Below are 19,252 nucleotides of genomic sequence, written 5' to 3'. Positions count from 1 at the left end.
CACTTTCCTAGAATGAAAGAGTTAGCTTATTTACATTTGAATAACTGCTTTGTATTTGTCTCATTTTTAACACACATTTATGTCTAGTAAGGCGTTAACTCACAGGCTTGGATCACATATAGTGATAACTCAATCAACACCCAATTCCAGTAGTAGCCAATATTCGCCATGGACAATACCGCTCTGAGTGAAACGTCACCAATACCTTCTCGGCAACATCTATTAGACCGGTTAAGTGTCATTACACCTGTGCTTATTATCTTCGCCATCGTTTTTACTTTGTCTGCGATCAAAAACATCTATGACACCAGCACAAATGCGATGTCGTTAGGCTCTAGCGCGATTGCTACTTTGGAAAATTACATAGATAACACCACCAGCGAATTGGCTGAATTGAATCGCCATGTCAGCAGCACTTGCAGCGTCGAGGATACGCAGCGATTACGTCAGTATGTTTTTCAGTCTCCCAAGGCGAAAGAAGTGTCTTTATTTGATGAAAATGGGCAGGTTTATTGTTCGAGTAGTGAAGGGAAAACACGCTTTGACGTTGGGAAAGCTGCGCTAAAGCAAATCAATCAGACACCAACGCTTACAACCATCGCACTCTCTGAATCTCGCAGTCATGATAAGGCGATTTTCATTTATTCAGCGAATGAAGATCTAAGTGGAATCAACGCGTTATTGCCGCCGAACCTTTTTTTAGAGCTGATTACACCAAAATTTGAACAGCAGTATTACGACTATCAGGTCAACATTCTGCAACACTCGCTTGAGCACAAAACCGGCTCAGAGAATCAAGCATACCGTTCTTACAACTTTAAATCTGAACGCTACCCTATTTCACTGACTATTCATCTCACGCCACACTCTTACTTCACCAATTTCGGGCAGCACATATGGCGAGTCATATTGCTTGCGAGCGCCATTGCGGTTCTGTATCAGGCTATTCGTAACTATAAACTGACGCGAAACAGCCTCGCTTTCTCGCTTAAAGAGGCGATTAACAACCACGAGTTAGAGCTGAATTTTCAACCTATCGTCGATATCCACGAACCGAAAATTGTCGGTAGTGAAGCACTGATCCGTTGGAACAATCCCGATCATGGCGCCATTTCACCAACCATTTTTATACCGCTGGCAGAACGGATTCAGGTCATCGAGCAGATCACTCATCAGGTGTTCAAACTTGTCACGGAATTCGTCAACTTGAACCCTCATCTGGTTCAGAACCAATACATCAGTATCAATGTCAGTCGCACGCTGATCATCAAAGCCAAATTCGTCGATTACCTTGAAAAATACGCCAAGAAAAACCCTGATATTCTTCCTCTATTACTACTCGAAATCACCGAGGATAACGATTTTTCACCTGAAGAATTAGAGGTCGTAAGAAACAACCTTGGTCATCTCAAACAGCTTGGATTCAAGATCGCGATGGACGATTTTGGCACAGGTTACTCCGGCTTAAACTTCATTCATCAACACGCCTTCGATATCATCAAAATCGATCAGGTGTTCATCAAGAGCCTTTCTCAAAACTCAGCCATCGATTCCGTCATCACTTCGATGATTAAACTGGCAAAGCAGCTCAAAATGCGAGTTATCGCAGAAGGCGTAGAAACTCATGAACAAGTCGAGCACCTACGAGGGCTAGGAGTACGTTATATCCAAGGCTTCTATTATTCAAAGCCACTCCCCGCTGAAGATTATCTGCTGAAGCTGACAGCGCAAATGGACAGCTACTGAGATAGTCCCCCCCGCTTCCCCGATATTTAGCGGTCTATTGATATTTTTCGCGACTTGTCGTGGAAGAAAATGTCAACTTGCTCGGTCTATATCAACTCACCACATATTTAGGTGCGACAAATTTCTGTTGGCACCTATAATTGTTTACACGGATAACATTTAATACTCTGAAATTATTATAGATTTCAAAGTAAATGAGCTTTTGGATAACCACTCTAAAGGAAAGACGTCGCAGTGAAGGTTGCGCCGACTCGTTTCAATAAACACGGATCATTTATGAAAAAGCTACTCACTACTTTAGGTATTTTCGCATCTCTCTTTACCGCATCTGCACTCGCAGAAGACTGGAAAACAGTAGAGCAAGAAGCGAATGGCGAAACTGTTTACTTCCATGCTTGGGGCGGAAGCCAAGAGATCAACCGATACATTCAATGGGCAGCCAATGAACTCAAAGCCCGCTACAACGTCACGCTTAAACACGTGAAAGTGACCGACATTTCAGAAACAACGACTCGCCTGCTGGCGGAAAAAGCCGCCGACAAAAACACGGGTGGCAGTGTCGATATGGTTTGGATCAACGGCGAAAACTTCAAATCGATGAAAGATGGCGGATTGCTGTATGGCCCATTTGTGCAAGATTTACCGAGCTGGCAGTATGTCGATAAGTCACTTCCTGTCGATAAAGATTTTTCAGTACCGACTGAAGGACTAGAAGCGCCTTGGGGTGTGGGTCAACTGGTCTATATTTACGATAAAGCTAAGCTCAACAATCCTCCAAAATCTTTTCAGGAGATGCTGAGCTATGCGAAAGCGTTCCCAAATCGTTTAAGCTACCCTCGCCCGCCAGAGTTTCACGGTACCAGCTTTTTAAAATCGCTCTTGATTGAACTGACCAACAACGATCCTTCTTTGATGAAACCCGTTGATGAAGCCAGCTTTGCTATGGTGACTCAGCCTTTATGGAACTACTTGGATGAATTTCATCCGGTAGCATGGCGTGGTGGTCAACAGTTCCCTTCTGGCAGCAGCGAAATGCTTCAACTGCTGGATGACGGACAGATTGACCTAACGATCACTTTCAACCCAAATGCCGTCTATTCCGCTCAAGCCAGCGGCAAATTATCTGAAAGCACCAATGTGTATGCCTTAGATTCAGGTGCACTTTCTAATATTCACTTCCTAGCGATTCCTTGGAACGCGAATGCAAGTGCGGGCGCAAAAGTAGCAATTAACTTTCTGTTAAGTCCTGAAGCACAGTCTCGTAAAGGAGAATTAACCATATGGGGAGATCCATCTGTATTAAGTAGCCAATACTTAACAGGTAGTGCAAAAAATACTAAGCAGTTCAAATCGATCGCCGAGCCTCACCCAAGCTGGCAAGTGGCACTTGAGAAAGAGTGGCTTAAACGTTACGGAAACTAAGACTCACCCATGTTACGCGTTTTATATTTAGTCATTATCGCTGTCTGTGTCTTACCGACCATTCCGGGGTTACTCGGCGTGGTCGTGTCGGCGTTTGGCTATATTCCAGCGATTGGGTTGTCTGCCTTTTCCATCGCTGGTTTTGCTGAGGTGTTTGACTGGCATGGTGTCTGGCTATCGCTGGCTTTAACTCTTGGCTCAGCCGTGGTGAGTAGTTACTTAGCCTGCCTGATAACCTTTGCCATTCTTCAATCGTGCTGGAATACGAAACTTTGGCGCAAAATAGAAGTTTCGCTCTCACCTCTATTGGCAATGCCCCATGTGGCATTTGCCATTGGTTTTGCTTTCCTTTTTGCTCCCACAGGCATGGGAGCTCGCGTTGTGTATGAGATGTTTGGTTACGACCTCAATAATACGGATGTAGATAGCTTAGCTCTGCTGGTCAAAGACCCGTATGCGTTGGGTTTAACCTTAATGCTAACGTTGAAAGAAGTGCCTTTTTTGCTGCTGATGAGCATTCCTATTCTTCAACAGTTAAAAGTCGATCAAATCGAAAAAATCAGCCATTCGCTCGGTTACAGTTCAACTCAATGTTGGTGGAAAGCAATACTTCCTCAATGGCTAGCAAAGCTTCGCTTCCCAATGTTTGCGGTTATCGCCTATAGCGTATCCGTGGTGGATGTCGCGTTGATTATTGGCCCAACCAACCCGCCAGCCTTCTCCGTATTAGTATGGCAATGGTTTAGCGACCCTGATCTGTCATTACTTCCCCGAGCAGCCGCTGGCGCGGTGATTCTGTTCCTTGTTGCCAGTTTGCTGCTTGGATTTACACGCTTAGTGGAATGGGTTGCAACCAAAGGATATAAACATTGGCAATTTTCGGGAAGAACAGGATTACCTTTACCCGGCAAAGCGCTGTTTTATGTCACCACAACACTAGCGGTTGTGATGATTCCATTGATGATCATCTGGAGCTTCGCGCAACGCTGGCGTTTTCCTGATCTGCTGCCAAGCCAGTACACGACTCGTTTCTGGCAATATGAATCACAAGGTATTGCGGACACATTAACTCAAAGCATTATCATCGCAATCGTAAGCGCCACCATTGCGCTTATTCTTGCGCTCATCGCCCATGAGTACCGTTTGCGTTTTCGAATTCAGCTACCCAGCTACATCATCGCGATTCCAATGTTGATTCCTCAGTTATCTATTCTGTTTGGCATTCAAATCGCCACGCTGTACATCAATAGTGAGCTATATCTGTTTTGGGTTTGCTGGGCGCATATTTTCTTTGCTTTTCCCTATGTTTATTTATCGCTTGATGGGCCATGGCGCAGCTTTGATAATGGCTTAACGCGAATTGCACTGAGCCTTGGGAAAACACCCGTTCAGGCTTGGCTTGGCGTCAAACTGCCACTTCTTCTGCCTGCAGTAACCTTCGCTTGGGCTGTTGGTGTAAGTGTCAGCTTGGCTCAGTATTTACCAACTCTAATCCTCGGAGCAGGGCGAATCAGCACGGTAACCACTGAAGCGGTTGCGCTTTCTAGTGGGCTTGACCGCCGTGTTTCAGCCATCTATGCCATTTGCCAAGCATTGCTGCCGTTATTGTTTTTCTCATTTTCCATTTTACTTAGCCGTACACACGGCAAGTATCGTAGGTTGTCTATTAAAGGTTTACTGACCAATGAGTCTTTGTCTCGAAAACCTCGCCATCCGTAAAAATGATGGTGAAGCATTGTTTACTGCATTTAACCTGACCGTTGAGAAAGGTGAAATTGTTACCCTCATGGGCCCAAGCGGATGCGGTAAATCCACTCTGCTTGATGCTATTGCCGGTCATTTATCACAAGAATTCCAGTACACAGGCAGCATCAAGCTTGATGGTACACCGTTGGATGGACAACCTGCTCATAAACGTCAGGTTGGCATCTTGTTTCAAGACGACCTGCTTTTTCCTCACTTAACCGTTTGGGAGAACTTAGCCTTTGCTCTGCCGGATTCCATCAAAGGAACACAACGAAAAGAGCAAGCGATAACTGCATTGAAAGAAATTTCTTTAATGTCACTGGCGGACTCTTTTCCAGACCAAATATCCGGTGGTCAGCGTGCACGGATAGCGCTCACGCGCATGTTGCTTGCCAAACCAAAAGTTGCTCTGCTTGATGAACCCTACAGCAAGCTGGATAAAGATCTGCGCCAGCAATTTAGAACGCAGGTAGAAGACCAACTCAAGGAAGCGAACATTCCGGCACTCATGGTGACTCATGATGAAGAAGATGTTCCGCAGGGCAGTCGCTGCATCACATGGCCTTGGGAGGACAATTATGCTCGATAGATTCAGTATCAAAGCCATTCGCTGGCCATTAGCGCAAAGCGCAAAACTGTTAGACAGCATAGGGATTACGGCTAACCAAACGACTCTGTTTGGTTTTGCTCTTGGCTTTCTTGCTCTACCTGCACTGGCGTTAGAGCAGTATTACCTAGCACTGGTGCTTATCTGTTTAAATCGCCTATGCGACGGACTCGACGGCGCGTTAGCGCGTATTCAGGGCATTAGCGATGCTGGCGGCTTTCTCGATATCTGTTTGGATTTCCTGTTTTATTCTCTGATTCCATTCGGTTTTGTACTTGCTAACCCTGAACAAAATGCCATTGCTGGTGCATTTTTGATCTTCTCTTTTGTCGGAACAGGCTCTAGCTTCCTAGCGTTTGCCATCATGGCAAGCAAACAGGGAATCGACAATCCGGTATATAAGAATAAGTCACTTTATTACATGAGCGGGCTAACCGAAGGTACAGAAACCATCTTCTGCTTTATCGCTTTTTGCCTACTCCCTCAACATTTCGCCATCATCGCCTACGCCTTTGGTGCAGCATGCTGGTTTACCACGTTCACCCGTGTTTATTCAGGGTTTTATACGCTGTTAAATAAGTCGTGAATTGAGTATCGGTTTAAAAAGTTGAAGCCAAAAAAAACCCTAGCGTCCAAATTGGCCTAGGGTTAGATAAAGACATCTAAACTCAACACAAACTGTTTAAGATTTAAAACCCGCCATTGTCATCAGGAAGCGGAACCCTATAGAAACAATACCAAGTGCAATAACACTCGCTGCCCAGATACCGATCATCCAGACCCATTGTTCTATTCCTCGTTTAATATTCATAAGTTGCCCTCAAATATTTACTTAGTGGTAGGATTCACCTTCTTTTACCTTTCCAGAAAATACGTAGTAGCTCCAGAATGTGTAGGCAAGAATCACAGGCAAAATCAGCACGGCACCAAACAACATAAAGCTCTGGCTGATTTCAGGAGATGCCGCATCCCAAATAGAAATGCTAGGAGGAACAATATTTGGCCAGATACTGATCCCAAGCCCTGCAAACCCAAGAATCACTATGATTAACGCCATAATAAACGGGCTGCGCTCTCTGCGTTTTTTCAACGAATTAGTAATTTTCAAACACGCCAGAGTGGTAATCACAGGCACAGGAAGTAAGTAGTACAAGTTAGGAATCGAAAACCAACGTTCAGCTACAAATGGGAATGCAAGTGGCGTCCACGCGCTAATAATGATCAGCGCAGCGACCATGAAAAGCAGTGTTTTATTGGCAAAGCGAAACATGCTTTGTTGCAGCTCACCCTCGGTTTTCATAATCAACCAAGTGCTACCCAACAAGGCGTATGTCGCGATGAGTGCGAAGCCACAAAACAGTGGGAATGGAGCTATCCAATCCAATTGCCCGCCAACAAACGTTCGGTTTTCAACGTTAAAACCTTGAATGACGGCCCCCACAACAATCCCTTGAAAAAACGTGGTAAAGATAGAGCCGAGCATAAATGAACGATCCCAAAACTTAAGATGGTTCTCCAAAGCTTTAAAACGAAACTCAAATGCAACGCCACGGAAGATCAAAGCGACGAGCATGAGTGTCAGTGGAACGGTTAACGCTTCGATGATCACCGAGTAAGCTAACGGGAATGCGCCAAAAAGTGCAGCGCCACCAAGAACAATCCACGTTTCGTTACCATCCCACACCGGCGCAACGGTATTGACCATTACATCTTTATGTTTTTCATTTTTGATGAACGGCATCAGGATACCAATGCCTAAATCAAAGCCATCCATCACAATGTACATCAGCGTGGCAAACACGATGATCGCAAACCAAATCACGGATAAGTCAAAATGCATATCTATTACCTTCGTTGTAATCTTGTGACGTTAAATACGGCCAGAAATAGTGTTCATTTCGTGCGCTTCATGATCGACGGCATCAGGACCTTGCTTGATTTGTCTGATCATGTAGTAGTAACCGAAACCAAACACCGAGCTGTAAACCACAAAGAAACAAATTAAGCTGATGCTCATTTGCAGATCTCCATGTGCAGAGACGGCATCACGAGTTCGCTGTAATCCGTATACCACCCAAGGCTGACGCCCCACTTCTGTGGTAAACCATCCGGCAAGAATGGCAATAAGTCCGCTAGGTCCCATTAATAGTGAAAATTTTAGGTACCAACTTTGGGTATACAGTGAATTTTTACGACGTAGCCATAGCCCATAGAAACCCTGAAGAATCATAAGCATGCCAAGAGCAACCATAATTCTGAACGACCAGAAAACCACCAGAGAATTGGGTCGCTCATCTTTGGGAAAATCTTTCAGTGCAGGAATCGGCTCTGTCAGGCTATGACGAAGAATCAAGCTGCCCAATACGGGGATCTCTAACGCGTAATCGGTTCTCTCGTCTTCCATATTTGGCATGCCAAACAGAATTAATGGTGTCGGTTCACCATCTTCGTTTGACCAATGCCCTTCAATTGCTGCGATTTTAGCGGCTTGATACTCTAAGGTATTTAAACCGTGCGCATCGCCGACAACCGCTTGAATAGGTGCAACAATCAACAGCATCCACAGCGCCATGGAGAACATTTTTTTCACTGCAGAACTGTGATTGCCTTTCAGTAAGTGCCAAGCTGCTGATGAACCAACGAACAAAGCCGTGCTCAGAAATGCCGCGATTCCCATATGCACAAGGCGGTAAGGGAATGAAGGGTTGAATATGACCGCAAACCAATCGACAGGGACAATGCGTCCGTCCACGATTTCATAACCTTGAGGTGTTTGCATCCAACTGTTTGAAGCTAGGATCCAGAACGTAGAGATGATTGTCCCCAACGCCACCATGGATGTGGCAAAGAAGTGCAGTTTTTCTCCAACACGATTCCAACCAAAAAGCATCACACCAAGAAAACCCGCTTCTAGGAAGAAAGCGGTTAAGACTTCATAAGTCAACAGCGGCCCTGTGATGCTTCCAGCGAAGTCAGAGAAGCCACTCCAGTTAGTCCCAAACTGGTATGCCATTACCAAGCCTGACACAACACCCATACCAAAGTTGACTGCAAAAATTTTGGACCAAAAATGGTAAAGCGTTTTGTAATCAGGATTGCGAGTTTTGAGCCATAATCCTTCAAGCACAGCCAGATAGGTGGCTAAACCTATAGTGATGGCGGGGAAAATAATGTGGAAGGATACAGTAAAGGCAAACTGTATCCTTGCCAGCATAAAGGCGTCGAGACCAAACATAAACTTCCTTTGAGCTTAATAAGTATTTATGGAAGTGATAATAAAGGCTCAAGCCAAGAGGCAGTAGATACAAAAAACAACGACTATTGTATAACAGATTTATTTAATAAGTGTTATTATTTAGCCGTTGTTAATCGTTCAATCGGGGGCTAATTTGGCTAAGTATCAGAATTTAGTAGATCAACTCAAACGACAGATTCAGTCTGGGATCTGGAACCCCGGCGATAAACTGCCTTCACTAAGAAAACAGTCTGAACACTCAGGAATGAGTTTAATGACCGTTTTACACGCATACCAACTGTTGGAGTCACAAGGCTGGATTACCTCTCAAGCTCGCTCTGGGTATAAAGTCGCACCTCGTTTCAAAAAGCAGCAAATTGCTCAGGTGGCAGTCTCCAGAACTGAGAATGTTGATGTGAACGAGTTTATATTCGAGATTCTTCAAGCCGGAAAAAACCCATTGATGGTTAATTTCGGTTTTGCTTACCCTAGTCCAGATTTATATCCACGCTATCACATCAATCGGGCGTTAGCTGCGGCGGCTCGCAACATGCCTATTTCAAGTGCATTTAACAACCTCCCACCCGGCAATGAACAATTGCGTTCAATCATTGCCAAGCGTTACACCACAAGGGGAATTGAAATATCACCGGATGAAATCGTCATTACGGCTGGCGCATTGGAAGCCTTAAACTTGAGCTTACAGGCCTGTACCAAACCGGGCGATTGCGTAGTGGTAGAGTCGCCGACCTTTTATGGTGCCTTGCAATCATTACAACGTCTTGGCCTAAAAGCACTTTCCGTGCGCACAGCCCCCACAACAGGTATTGATATCGATTCGTTAGAACGAGCCTTACAAACTCATGATGTTAAAGCGTGCTGGCTGATGTCCAATCATCAGAATCCTCTCGGTTTTACATTGTCAGATGAAAAGAAAAAGCAAATTGTAGAGCTGTTGCAACGCTACAACGTCGCGTTAATTGAAGATGATGTGTATAGCGAATTATATGAAGGAAATGAGCCTGTTAGCTCAATGAAAATGTATGACCAATCTGGGAACATTATGTTGTGTTCTTCGTTCTCAAAATCTCTGGTAGCCGGTCTGCGTATTGGCTGGGTGGTTGCCGGAAAAAGATCTTTCGACATTCAGAAATTACAGCTCATGAGTACCTTAGCAACTAGTGCCCCCATACAAATGGCTCTGGTTCACTACTTAACCAGCCGCAATTATGAATCGCACCTCAAGCAACTACGTAAAAAACTCCATGAACGTAAAAGCAAAATGGCGGATTTTCTTAGCACACTGCTACCTAAGAGTGTGAAAGTGGTAAACCAAAAAGGCGGATATTTTCTCTGGTTAGAGCTGCCTAAAAATATTGATGCGATGCAGATATACCAAGACATGTTAAAAGCCAATGTCAGCATAGCTCCTGGCAAAATGTTTGATTTAACCGAACAATACAATCATTGCATTCGACTAAATGCATCGTTTGAGCTTGACCAGCAAAGAGCAGATGCATTGACAAAGTTATCTAACAGTATCATTCAGCATATGAACGAATAATTTAAAGAAAGAAGATAAATATTTTCAATTATGCATATACTCCATTTGGTGTATATGCATTTTGTTTTTTGTTATCAATAAATTTAAAAACCCTTTATTTTCAGAACTAAAAATATGAATAAAATAATATATAAAATCTGTTATATATAAAAATTCAAATCTGTATATTGATTTTTTATATACTCATCATAATTAAACGTCCTTCACAATTCTAATAATACAAATTAATTATTTCTATTCTCTAATTAATTTCATATATACATTTATTAGCGAATTAATAACCCCGAGATATGCAGCATGGATATTATTAAGCATAAGATTCTACTTAGAACTTCTATAGCGTTAGCTATGTTTCCAATGATTTCATTCGCTAATATGGATGTGGATTTGGCAAGCGACACTGTAAAAACTCTAAACGTCGATGGTAAGTCTTTTAAAGATTTAAATAAAAATGGAAAACTGGATTTATATGAAGACTGGCGTCTCACTCCAGAAGAGCGAGCTAGAAATCTAGTATCTTTAATGACTGTAGAGGAAAAAGCTGGGCTGATGATGCACGGTTCTGCTCCAAGCTCAGGAATTTTAGGACGCGGTTCAAGCTACGATCAAGAGAAAGCCAAGGCATTGATTAAAAATAATCATGTTTCCTATTTCATCACTCGGCTTAAAGGGGATGTCCCTAGCCATTTGGCGGAACAAAACAACATACTACAGAAGATCGCAGAAGCGACTCGCTTAGGGATTCCAATTACGATTAGTTCAGACCCGCGAAACTCATTCCAGTATCTTGAGGGAGCCTCTATCGCTTCTGGGAAATTCAGTAAGTGGCCTGAAACGCTTGGTATCGCAGCAATTAACGACGAAGCGCTAACAGAAAAATACGCGAATGTAGTACGTCAAGAATACCGTGCAGTAGGTATAACAGAAGCTTTATCTCCTCAAGCAGATCTCGCTAGTGAACCTCGCTGGCCTCGCATTAGCGGTACTTTTGGCGAAGACCCTAAAGTGGTTGGCAACATGACGCGAAGCTATATCGCTGGCATGCAGTCTGGCTCGGAAGGTATTAATAAAGACAGTGTTATCACGATACTGAAACATTGGGTTGGATATGGCGCAGCAAAGGACGGATGGGATAGCCACAACTCATACGGAAAATTTGCAGATTTTACTTCAACGTCATTAGATACCCATATCGCGCCATTTGTAGAAGCATTTAAAGCTAGCCCGGCGGGCATCATGCCAACATATTCAATATTGCAGGGAGCCACACACAATGGCAAAGAAATCCCGCAAGTTGGCGGAGGCTATAGTCGCTTCCTACTGCAAGACCTATTGCGAGATACCTATGGTTTCAAAGGCGTTATCTTGAGCGATTGGCTAATAACAAGAGACTGTCAAGAAGACTGTATCAACGGTTTTAAAGAAGGAGAGAAAGTACTTCCTAGGGGTATGCCTTGGGGTGTTGAAGATCTCTCAGTTGAAGATCGTTTTGTGAAAGCAATAGAAGCCGGCGTAGACCAGTTTGGCGGTGTTGTTGACTCAGACATAATCGTAAATGCTTTCAACAATAAAAAAATAACCGAAAGTCGTTTGGATGATTCAGTTCAACGTTTGTTGGAACAAAAATTCAAAGTCGGCTTGTTCGAAAACCCTTACGTCGATGCGAAAAAGGCAGATGATATCGTTGGTAACGAAGAGTTTTCTGCTTTAGCCAATGTTGCTCAATTTAAGTCACTGGTACTACTGAAAAACGACAAGATTCTACCAATCAAAACTGGCCTGAAAGTTTGGTTGCATGGTGTGAACAAAGAAGTTGCAGAGAAATCTGGTTTTAACGTTGTTGAGCAATTAACAGAAGCAGATATTGCCCTTATAAGAGCAACGACACCTTTTGAAAGACCTCACAATAATTATTACTTTGGTAAAAAACATAATGAAGGTGCACTAGATTTCAAACCTGATAACAAGGATTACTTAGCGATTAAAGAAGCGACGAAACATGTACCAACTATTGTCACTATTTACCTCGATCGTCCTGCCATTATGACCAATGTGCTAGAAGATGCAGATGCGTTAATTGCCAACTTTGGTGTTAGTGACGAAGTATTATTTGAACGATTAACCTCGAATGAAAATTATACTGCCAAAACACCATTCGAACTTCCAAGAACTATGCAGTCTGTTTTATCACAAGACCCTGCTAATCCGCATGATTCTAATAACCCATTATTTAAAATAAATTATGGGCTGAGTCATTAATCCGTATATTTATTGAATATGTACACCTGAACATTTAAAAAATGTTCTCTAAAAATAATAATCTCTAAACTAAATCCATCATTGTTCCCCCCGACAATGGTGGATTTACCTTTTTACAAAAAATAGCATCTAATTCCCTCTATTGTTTCACCGAACAATATAATACTTTCTATTTAATAACCCCGTTCTCCAGCGCTTTAAGCTAAGTCCATGCTCTCACTAGATTCAACTTGTCTCATGAATAACTTCGTTGAATGGATGACGATCCGCACTTATCTGTAATCCGCATTTATTCTTTAGCTTGCCATCTCTTTATATTCAAACTCTTTCGCAGAGCCATAAAATCATATGCCACTCGTCACATTATTAGACCGAACACCGCTTAGGCAGGAAGTAATTTGAGCGCACAAAAACGAATAAAAGCCACAGCAAGAGCGACCAATAGTTAGACACATGCAACATATATCTTTCACGCAGTTGTTATAGTTTAAACAATCATTAGAACAAATGATTATTTAGACTAAGCATTGGAAGGGATAAAACCTATGAGTCTGACGTTAAAAACAAAGGTCTTGGTATCAACACTGATTGCTATTGCCATTACTGCTATCGCTTTGGTTATCGTGAGTTATCAGTCCAGCAAAGAAGAAAGTTGGAAAAACATTTACAGTGAAAGTCACAACACACTTAAGGCATACAGCAGCGGCATTGGTGTTTGGTTTCATGACAAACAGCTCGCTGTTGAAGGCATGAAAAAAGAGATTGAAGCTAACCCAGACTTAGATTTGGTTCCTCATCTGCGACAATTGATGACTTCAGGTAGCTTTGGCCTCAGCTATTACGGCAACGAACAAGGCGAAATGTTCAGGCAAGATCCCTCGCTTAATAAAGCGGGTTACGATCCTCGAGTGCGCGATTGGTATAAATTAGCCATGCAGGAGAAGAAACCCGTTACCACAGACCCATACGTCAGCGTCACGATGAAAGCTTTAGTGGTGACACTCGCCTCTCCTGTAACGGTTAATGGAAACATTATTGGCGTAGTCGGTTCTAACTTAGCGCTAGATAAGCTGGCGAAGGATGTTTTATCGATATCCGTTCCCGGCAATGGCTACGCTTTCTTAGTGAACTCTAAAGGTAATATTGTTGCGCACAACAACGCTGATCTGGTGTTAAAACCGATTGCGGATATTCATCCAGACCTGACATGGCAACAACTAAAGAACTCTTCAGACAACCGTTCGCAATTTGAAATTCAATTAGATGACCGAGCAAAAATCATCGCCAGTAAATCGATTGAGAATACGGATTGGATGCTGGTTGTTGTTTTAGACAAGAAAACTCTAGAAGAACCCATTTTTGCTACCTTGCTCAATCAGTTACTGATTGCCGCAGGTATTCTTATTGTTCTAGGTATAGTGGCATCAACAGTTGTCTCCAAACAGCTTCAAGGCTTGTCTCATATCACTAAAGCGCTAACTGACATCGCAGAAGGTAACGGCGATCTCACTCAAAGACTTGAGGTGAGGAGCAACGATGAAGTGGGAATCTTAGCTGAGAAATTTAACCAGTTTGTTGGCAGCTTACACACCATTATGGTGAACGTTCGCGATATCACCTTATCCATCAACCGAAATGCTGATCTATCTGCGAAATCTGCATCAACTCGTAGTTCACGAGTCAGTATGCAGCAAGACGAAATCACTATGGTAGCAACGGCAGTGACAGAGATGGCTGCAGCAACCGCTGAAATCGCCAATAACGCAGAAAGTACGGCGAAAAATGCCAATGAATCGGTCACACTTGGGCAAGCGGGTTATGAACAGATGCAAAAAAGCATTGATTCAATTAACCAATTGGCATCAGAGCTCAACAACTCCACCAAAATCATTGGTGAGTTGGAGAATCACACTCAAGAAATCTCAACCATTCTTTCCACCATCCGATCGATTGCAGAACAAACTAACCTACTCGCTCTTAACGCAGCGATAGAAGCAGCTCGAGCGGGAGAACATGGACGAGGCTTTGCTGTGGTTGCCGATGAAGTACGTGTTTTGTCGCAAAGAACACATCAGTCAACAGAAGAGATCCAATCAAAAATTGAAGGATTACAGAAAGTGACTGGCGAAGCGGTATCAGCAATGACTCATAGTCACTCGTTAGTGACAACCAGCGTTGATGACGTTCAGCATATGGGTGACCAGCTCCAGCAAATTAGCCAAGCAATAAGCATGATCAGTGATATGGCAACACAAATCGCATCTGCCGCAGAAGAGCAATCGCTCGTTACCTCTGAAATCAACACAAACACAGAGTCTGTTCGTGAACTCAGTAACGGCCTAGCACAAGACGCAGCAGAAGGTGAAAACGAAGCCCATACGCTCCGTGACTTGGTTGTTCAGCTAGAAAAACAAATAGGACGCTTTAAGATCTAACCCCTAAAGCCAAAGCGCACAAAAGGATATTGGTTTCTTTTGTGCGCTTAAACTTGATAAGGTCTTTGAACGTTAAAATCAACGATTTCTATAATGCCAACTTGCAGTAGTTCGATAAGCAGAGAGCGTCTTACTCTGTAGATTTTAATCATTGGGATCTGTTAGTAATAGAATGACAATCTTAGTTTTTTCAGCAGCTTAAATACTGACGCATTAACGATACTGGGACGGTGTCTTTTTAGTAAAGCGTTTAAACTTAGTGCTGAAATAGTTGCTGTCTTTGTAGCCCACTTCAAACGCGATATCAGTAATTGATTTGTCCGTACTTTGCAGCAGATCCATCGCATTATTAATCCGCACACGATGCACATAGTTGTTAAAGGACAGATTGGTCACTTGCTTTATTTTTCGGCTCAATGAACGAGAAGAAATCTTAAATTTGTCTGAAATCTCGTTGATACAGACATCTTCACTGTAGTTTCTTTGTAACCAGTCAATCACTTTAAGAATGATATTGTCGTTCACATCATTGGATTGTGATGTCAGACGCCCACGGGAAATTTCAACCACTAGGTGTTGAAACAACACTTCCATCATCAGACGCGATTCCACCGTATTCGAACGAGACTCGTGATCCAATTGCTGCAATATTTGCTCAACTTTGGACATGGTCTGATTAGTGATAAACCAGCTCTTCGAGTCAGAACTTTCGTTAGGCAAGAAGTTCTTCAAAATCGGACTGTATGAGAGACGATTTTTCTTAAACAGAATATTGGTTAGATGCAGGTTTTCGACTTGCTCATACATATGACGATCGCTAGGTGTGATGTAGCAAATGTAGTTTTGCGCCAAGTTGGTGGGCGTATCATTCAAGATATGCTGCCCTGCTCCCTTAGTCACAATGATCAATTCGTGGAAGTCATGAGAATGCTCAGGATAATCCGCTTGAGGTGCGCGAACTTCAGTGCAAACTGCAGAGTCAGAGTGCTTAAAAAACTCTTCACCACTAAGTTGAAACATTGTTTTACCTCCATTGAACACCAAGTTCATATTGAGACTGCATCCAAAGAGGTGCAATAAACTGATATAAAATGTGTGATTTCTGTGCAATCTGTCCTAATCAAATGTCGGACGACTCACACATTAAAAAAGCCCCATCAGAACAATGGGGCAAACTTCCACTACCAAATTAAACGGGAGGATAGATTTTAATTACAGATAAGTACGTAGGTATTCAGACAAACATAGAATTGCCATAGACTGGCCGTAAGGCATTGAAGTCAATGGAATTGTACGGTAGTAATCCAAGTCCTGCCCCATCGCAGTACCGAACGAAACATTCACTAGCTCGCCGGATTCATTGATGTAATCTGTGATTAACGCATCCACTGCTTTGTAAGCCATTTCTGCGTATTTTGGATCGATATAGCGCTTACGTACCGCTTTCAAAATGCCGTATGCAAAACCAGCCGTTGCGGATGCTTCAACATATGAAGATTCATCATCCAACAGTGTGCACCACAAGCCATTCGCTTGTTGGTATTTCGCAAGCACCTCAATTTGACGCTCTAGGATGTGAACCAAGTGACGACGGAATGCATCGTGCTCTGGTAGATCTAAAAGCTCAAGGAAATCAGGAATAACAATCGTTACCCAGCTGTTACCGCGAGCCCAACGAGCATTCGCAAAGTTGTGGTTACCGTCGAATGTCCAACCATGGAACCATGCACCTGTTTCGCGATCTGTTAAGTATTGAATGTGCGTTAGGAACTGGTATTTCGCTTCTTCAATGTATTCAGGGCGGTTCAGCAACAAACCAATCTTAGTTAACGGCATAACACTCATCATCAGTGTGTCATCCCACATTTGCTCGTGGTTTTCGCTGTTATAAACAATGTGCTGAATACCGCCGCTCTTAGTTTTCGGCATTTGGTACATCACGTAGTCTGCCCATGTTTCTAAGTAAGGGACTAGAGATTGGTCTTTTGTTTCTTCATAACGGTAAGCCAAAGTTAAAAACGGACATACCGTGTTCACGTTTTTAGTTGCTTGCTCTTCAGAGAAACGGTCTTCAAACCATTCATCAATGATGTTCACTACACTCTGGTCATTGGTTTGTTGGTAGTACTTGTACATACCGTAAAGACCAATACCGTGCGTCCACTCCCAACCAGCCCAACCTTTAGTATCAATAGTACGTCCATCGTCAAGGTGAAGCAGGAACTCACCCGTTTCATCGTGAATGTTGATGAGGTTATTGATTAGGCTTTCAATTTTATCGACCACAACGCTGCGTGGATGAGTGCGTTCTACGCGACGAAGCAAAGCGCTATGTTTTACAGGAAAGATTTTCATAATAATAAGAGTCCTTAAATTCGATTACATAACACCAAGTAGTCTTGGTAAAAATAGAGTTAGTTCAGGGATATAAGTAATTAGCATCAGTACACAAATGATCGCAATATAGAACGGAATCAGTGGTTTAATCACATCTTCCACTTTCACTTGCCCTACACTCGCCCCCACATACAAGCCGCTACCTACAGGCGGTGTAATGGTACCAATCGCTAGGTTGAATACGATTAAGATGCCGAAGTGTACTGGGTCAACGCCAATTTTCTGCACGATAGGAAGAAGAATTGGTGTGAAAATCAAAATTGCAGGGCCGATATCCATGAAGGCACCAACAATCAGAATAAACAGTGTGATAACCAACATGATGATCGCAGGGCTATCAGAGATACCAAGAATTAACTTACTCAGTGCCGCTGGAATACCTGTCATAGACATCGCAAATGACATTGCAGATGATGTCGCCAGCAGGAACATGATCACACCTGTCATGACAAAGGTCTGAATGATGATTTTTGGCATGTCACGTACAGAGATTGTTTTGTAGAGAATAAGCGTCAAGTACGCGGTGTACACAACCGCAATGGCTGATGCTTCAATCGCCGTGAAGATACCTTTAACAATACCGCCCACGATAATCACTACCAGTAGCAAACTTGGCAGAGCTTCGCGAGTCACTTTTAACGCCATGCCTTTTTGCAGCGTAAAGAAGTTGGTGTAGTTGTTACGCTTAGCGACGATGTAGGTGATAACCATACAGCCTACGCCCCACAAGCTACCCGCGACCAAACCACCAGCAAATAGTGCCGCAATGGATGTACCGCCACTCGCCAGCGCATAAAGAATGAATGCCGTCGTTGGTGGAATCAACATACCCGTCGGCGCCGATGCAATGTTTACCGCTGAAGCGAAACTGCGGTTGTAACCTTCTTTCGCACTCATTGGGATCATCACACCACCGATAGAGGTTGACGCTGCTATCGCAGAACCCGAAACCGCGCCGAAAAGCATATTGCCCGCGATGTTAGTGTAAGAAAGAGAACCTGGAATTCGACCAGTAAACAGCTTGGCGAAGTTCACCAAACGGGTCGCTATGCCACCATTATTCATTATCACACCAGAGAGAACGAAGAACGGTACAGCAAGCAGTGCAAAGCTATCTAAACTTGAAAACATTTTCTGAGCGGTTGTGAACATCGCAATATCAAATGGCAGCACCAACATGACTGTTGCGCCTGATGCGATAACGATACACAAACCAATTGGGGTACCTAACACCAGTAAAAGTACGAACACCCCGATCATGATACTGGCAGCAGTAATTGGATCAGTCATACTGTTTATCTCCTACTAAAGAACCTTTATCGTTGTCACTGGCTTTAACCGGTTGCGCTTTAAACAGATCGACGATGTTCATTACGCTGTAGACAATAATGAGCACGCCAGACAGAGGCAGTGCGTAGTAAACCTTCCCCATGGACAGTTGTAGAACTGGGGAAACTTGCATCATGGCGTTGCTTGAAACCTTCCAGCCACCAATGATCATGATGTAGATGGCAAAAAGGATGAATACGACCTGGATTAACATATTCCAGTATTTCACTAAGTTTTTAGGAAACTTATCTAAGAACAGTGTGAGGGCGATGTGTTCTGATTTACCGGCTACATAAGCCAAGCCAATCACAGATAACCATACTAACGAAAATCGAAGTAGCTCTTCAGAGAAGGTACTCGGGTCGTTAAAAACATAGCGGCTAATTACCTGCCAGCAAGCCACCAATACCATCATCGTCGTTACCGCGCAGGCAAACACTTCAATGGTTCTATCAAGCCACTTTCTTATAATTTTCATGGGAACCTCGACCAATCAATCGAGATAGAAGCCC

Annotated in this window: 15 protein-coding genes; 8 read left to right on the top strand and 7 right to left on the bottom strand. The window is 43.2% G+C overall.

Annotation, left to right across the window (positions count from 1 at the left end):
* Positions 1–168: 168 nt before the first annotated feature.
* The 5 genes from HKI82_RS02655 (at position 169) to HKI82_RS02635 (ending at position 6,107) form a co-directional block, all read left to right on the top strand.
* Positions 169–1,746 (top strand): EAL domain-containing protein, encoded by a 1,578-nt coding sequence (locus HKI82_RS02655; RefSeq protein ID WP_171137118.1) that lies wholly within the window; start codon positions 169–171, stop codon positions 1,744–1,746.
* A 276-nt stretch (positions 1,747–2,022) separates the two neighbouring features.
* On the top strand, positions 2,023–3,168 hold the full coding sequence (locus HKI82_RS02650; protein ID WP_171137117.1) for an ABC transporter substrate-binding protein: 1,146 nt from the start codon (positions 2,023–2,025) through the stop codon (positions 3,166–3,168).
* A 9-nt stretch (positions 3,169–3,177) separates the two neighbouring features.
* Positions 3,178–4,887 (top strand): ABC transporter permease, encoded by a 1,710-nt coding sequence (locus HKI82_RS02645; protein WP_171137116.1) that lies wholly within the window; start codon positions 3,178–3,180, stop codon positions 4,885–4,887.
* Positions 4,853–5,503 carry an ATP-binding cassette domain-containing protein gene (locus HKI82_RS02640; protein ID WP_171137115.1) on the top strand — a complete coding sequence of 217 codons (651 nt, stop codon included), beginning with the start codon at positions 4,853–4,855 and terminating at the stop codon, positions 5,501–5,503. Before HKI82_RS02645 ends, HKI82_RS02640 begins: the two co-directional genes overlap by 35 nt.
* A complete protein-coding gene (locus HKI82_RS02635; RefSeq protein ID WP_102939686.1) occupies positions 5,493–6,107 on the top strand; it encodes a CDP-alcohol phosphatidyltransferase family protein in 615 nt (204 codons plus the stop codon). Before HKI82_RS02640 ends, HKI82_RS02635 begins: the two co-directional genes overlap by 11 nt.
* A gap of 96 nt (positions 6,108–6,203) precedes the next feature.
* Here the strand turns inward: HKI82_RS02635 and HKI82_RS02630 are convergent, their stop codons facing one another.
* From HKI82_RS02630 to HKI82_RS02620, 3 genes are read right to left on the bottom strand one after another with little or no spacing between them, the layout of a single operon-like run.
* Positions 6,204–6,332 carry a DUF2474 domain-containing protein gene (locus HKI82_RS02630; RefSeq protein WP_102939687.1) on the bottom strand — a complete coding sequence of 43 codons (129 nt, stop codon included), beginning with the start codon at positions 6,330–6,332 and terminating at the stop codon, positions 6,204–6,206.
* A 21-nt stretch (positions 6,333–6,353) separates the two neighbouring features.
* The gene (gene cydB / locus HKI82_RS02625; RefSeq protein ID WP_171137114.1) at positions 6,354–7,361 is read right to left on the bottom strand and encodes a cytochrome d ubiquinol oxidase subunit II; all 1,008 of its coding nucleotides are present in this window, start codon (positions 7,359–7,361) and stop codon (positions 6,354–6,356) included.
* A gap of 30 nt (positions 7,362–7,391) precedes the next feature.
* Positions 7,392–8,756, bottom strand: a complete 1,365-nt coding sequence (locus HKI82_RS02620) for a cytochrome ubiquinol oxidase subunit I (RefSeq protein WP_171137113.1) — start codon at positions 8,754–8,756, stop codon at positions 7,392–7,394.
* A 154-nt stretch (positions 8,757–8,910) separates the two neighbouring features.
* Here HKI82_RS02620 and HKI82_RS02615 point away from each other — a divergent pair, with 154 nt between their 5' ends.
* The 3 genes from HKI82_RS02615 to HKI82_RS02605 all read left to right on the top strand — a co-directional run bounded on the left by HKI82_RS02615 (position 8,911) and on the right by HKI82_RS02605 (position 15,014).
* On the top strand, positions 8,911–10,320 hold the full coding sequence (locus HKI82_RS02615) for an aminotransferase-like domain-containing protein (protein ID WP_171137112.1): 1,410 nt from the start codon (positions 8,911–8,913) through the stop codon (positions 10,318–10,320).
* A gap of 348 nt (positions 10,321–10,668) precedes the next feature.
* Positions 10,669–12,579, top strand: coding sequence for a glycoside hydrolase family 3 protein (locus HKI82_RS02610; protein WP_240956632.1), 1,911 nt, complete (start codon positions 10,669–10,671; stop codon positions 12,577–12,579).
* 545 nt (positions 12,580–13,124) lie between these two features.
* Positions 13,125–15,014 (top strand): methyl-accepting chemotaxis protein, encoded by a 1,890-nt coding sequence (locus HKI82_RS02605; RefSeq protein ID WP_171137111.1) that lies wholly within the window; start codon positions 13,125–13,127, stop codon positions 15,012–15,014.
* A gap of 213 nt (positions 15,015–15,227) precedes the next feature.
* On the opposite strand, the gene HKI82_RS02600 is transcribed toward HKI82_RS02605, so the two are convergent.
* The 4 genes from HKI82_RS02600 to HKI82_RS02585 all read right to left on the bottom strand — a co-directional run bounded on the left by HKI82_RS02600 (position 15,228) and on the right by HKI82_RS02585 (position 19,218).
* Positions 15,228–16,034 carry a helix-turn-helix domain-containing protein gene (locus HKI82_RS02600; RefSeq protein WP_102955500.1) on the bottom strand — a complete coding sequence of 269 codons (807 nt, stop codon included), beginning with the start codon at positions 16,032–16,034 and terminating at the stop codon, positions 15,228–15,230.
* Positions 16,035–16,226: 192 nt separating this feature from the next.
* Positions 16,227–17,369, bottom strand: a complete 1,143-nt coding sequence (gene bglB / locus HKI82_RS02595) for a beta-galactosidase BglB (RefSeq protein ID WP_171137110.1) — start codon at positions 17,367–17,369, stop codon at positions 16,227–16,229.
* Positions 17,370–17,393: 24 nt separating this feature from the next.
* The gene (locus HKI82_RS02590) at positions 17,394–18,701 is read right to left on the bottom strand and encodes a TRAP transporter large permease (RefSeq protein ID WP_171137109.1); all 1,308 of its coding nucleotides are present in this window, start codon (positions 18,699–18,701) and stop codon (positions 17,394–17,396) included.
* Complete coding sequence (locus tag HKI82_RS02585) at positions 18,694–19,218, bottom strand: TRAP transporter small permease (RefSeq protein ID WP_020328037.1); 525 nt, start codon at positions 19,216–19,218, stop codon at positions 18,694–18,696. Before HKI82_RS02585 ends, HKI82_RS02590 begins: the two co-directional genes overlap by 8 nt.
* Between the last annotated feature and the right edge of the window lie 34 nt (positions 19,219–19,252).

This window comes from Vibrio plantisponsor (assembly GCF_013041605.1).
Taxonomy (GTDB): domain Bacteria; phylum Pseudomonadota; class Gammaproteobacteria; order Enterobacterales; family Vibrionaceae; genus Vibrio; species Vibrio plantisponsor.
The sequence above is the reverse complement of the archived record's forward strand: the minus strand, read 5'-3'. Positions and strand labels throughout refer to the sequence as shown.

What these genes read in the sequence shown, in the direction of transcription:
- HKI82_RS02655 (WP_171137118.1), top strand. Translation starts at nt 169, where the DNA reads ATGGACAATACCGCTCTGAGTGAAACGTCACCAATACCTTCTCGGCAA.
- HKI82_RS02650 (WP_171137117.1), top strand. Translation starts at nt 2,023, where the DNA reads ATGAAAAAGCTACTCACTACTTTAGGTATTTTCGCATCTCTCTTTACC.
- HKI82_RS02645 (WP_171137116.1), top strand. Translation starts at nt 3,178, where the DNA reads ATGTTACGCGTTTTATATTTAGTCATTATCGCTGTCTGTGTCTTACCG.
- HKI82_RS02640 (WP_171137115.1), top strand. Translation starts at nt 4,853, where the DNA reads ATGAGTCTTTGTCTCGAAAACCTCGCCATCCGTAAAAATGATGGTGAA.
- HKI82_RS02635 (WP_102939686.1), top strand. Translation starts at nt 5,493, where the DNA reads ATGCTCGATAGATTCAGTATCAAAGCCATTCGCTGGCCATTAGCGCAA.
- HKI82_RS02630 (WP_102939687.1), bottom strand. Translation starts at nt 6,332, where the DNA reads ATGAATATTAAACGAGGAATAGAACAATGGGTCTGGATGATCGGTATC.
- cydB (WP_171137114.1), bottom strand. Translation starts at nt 7,361, where the DNA reads ATGCATTTTGACTTATCCGTGATTTGGTTTGCGATCATCGTGTTTGCC.
- HKI82_RS02620 (WP_171137113.1), bottom strand. Translation starts at nt 8,756, where the DNA reads ATGTTTGGTCTCGACGCCTTTATGCTGGCAAGGATACAGTTTGCCTTT.
- HKI82_RS02610 (WP_240956632.1), top strand. Translation starts at nt 10,669, where the DNA reads ATGTTTCCAATGATTTCATTCGCTAATATGGATGTGGATTTGGCAAGC.
- HKI82_RS02605 (WP_171137111.1), top strand. Translation starts at nt 13,125, where the DNA reads ATGAGTCTGACGTTAAAAACAAAGGTCTTGGTATCAACACTGATTGCT.
- HKI82_RS02600 (WP_102955500.1), bottom strand. Translation starts at nt 16,034, where the DNA reads ATGTTTCAACTTAGTGGTGAAGAGTTTTTTAAGCACTCTGACTCTGCA.
- bglB (WP_171137110.1), bottom strand. Translation starts at nt 17,369, where the DNA reads ATGAAAATCTTTCCTGTAAAACATAGCGCTTTGCTTCGTCGCGTAGAA.
- HKI82_RS02590 (WP_171137109.1), bottom strand. Translation starts at nt 18,701, where the DNA reads ATGACTGATCCAATTACTGCTGCCAGTATCATGATCGGGGTGTTCGTA.
- HKI82_RS02585 (WP_020328037.1), bottom strand. Translation starts at nt 19,218, where the DNA reads ATGAAAATTATAAGAAAGTGGCTTGATAGAACCATTGAAGTGTTTGCC.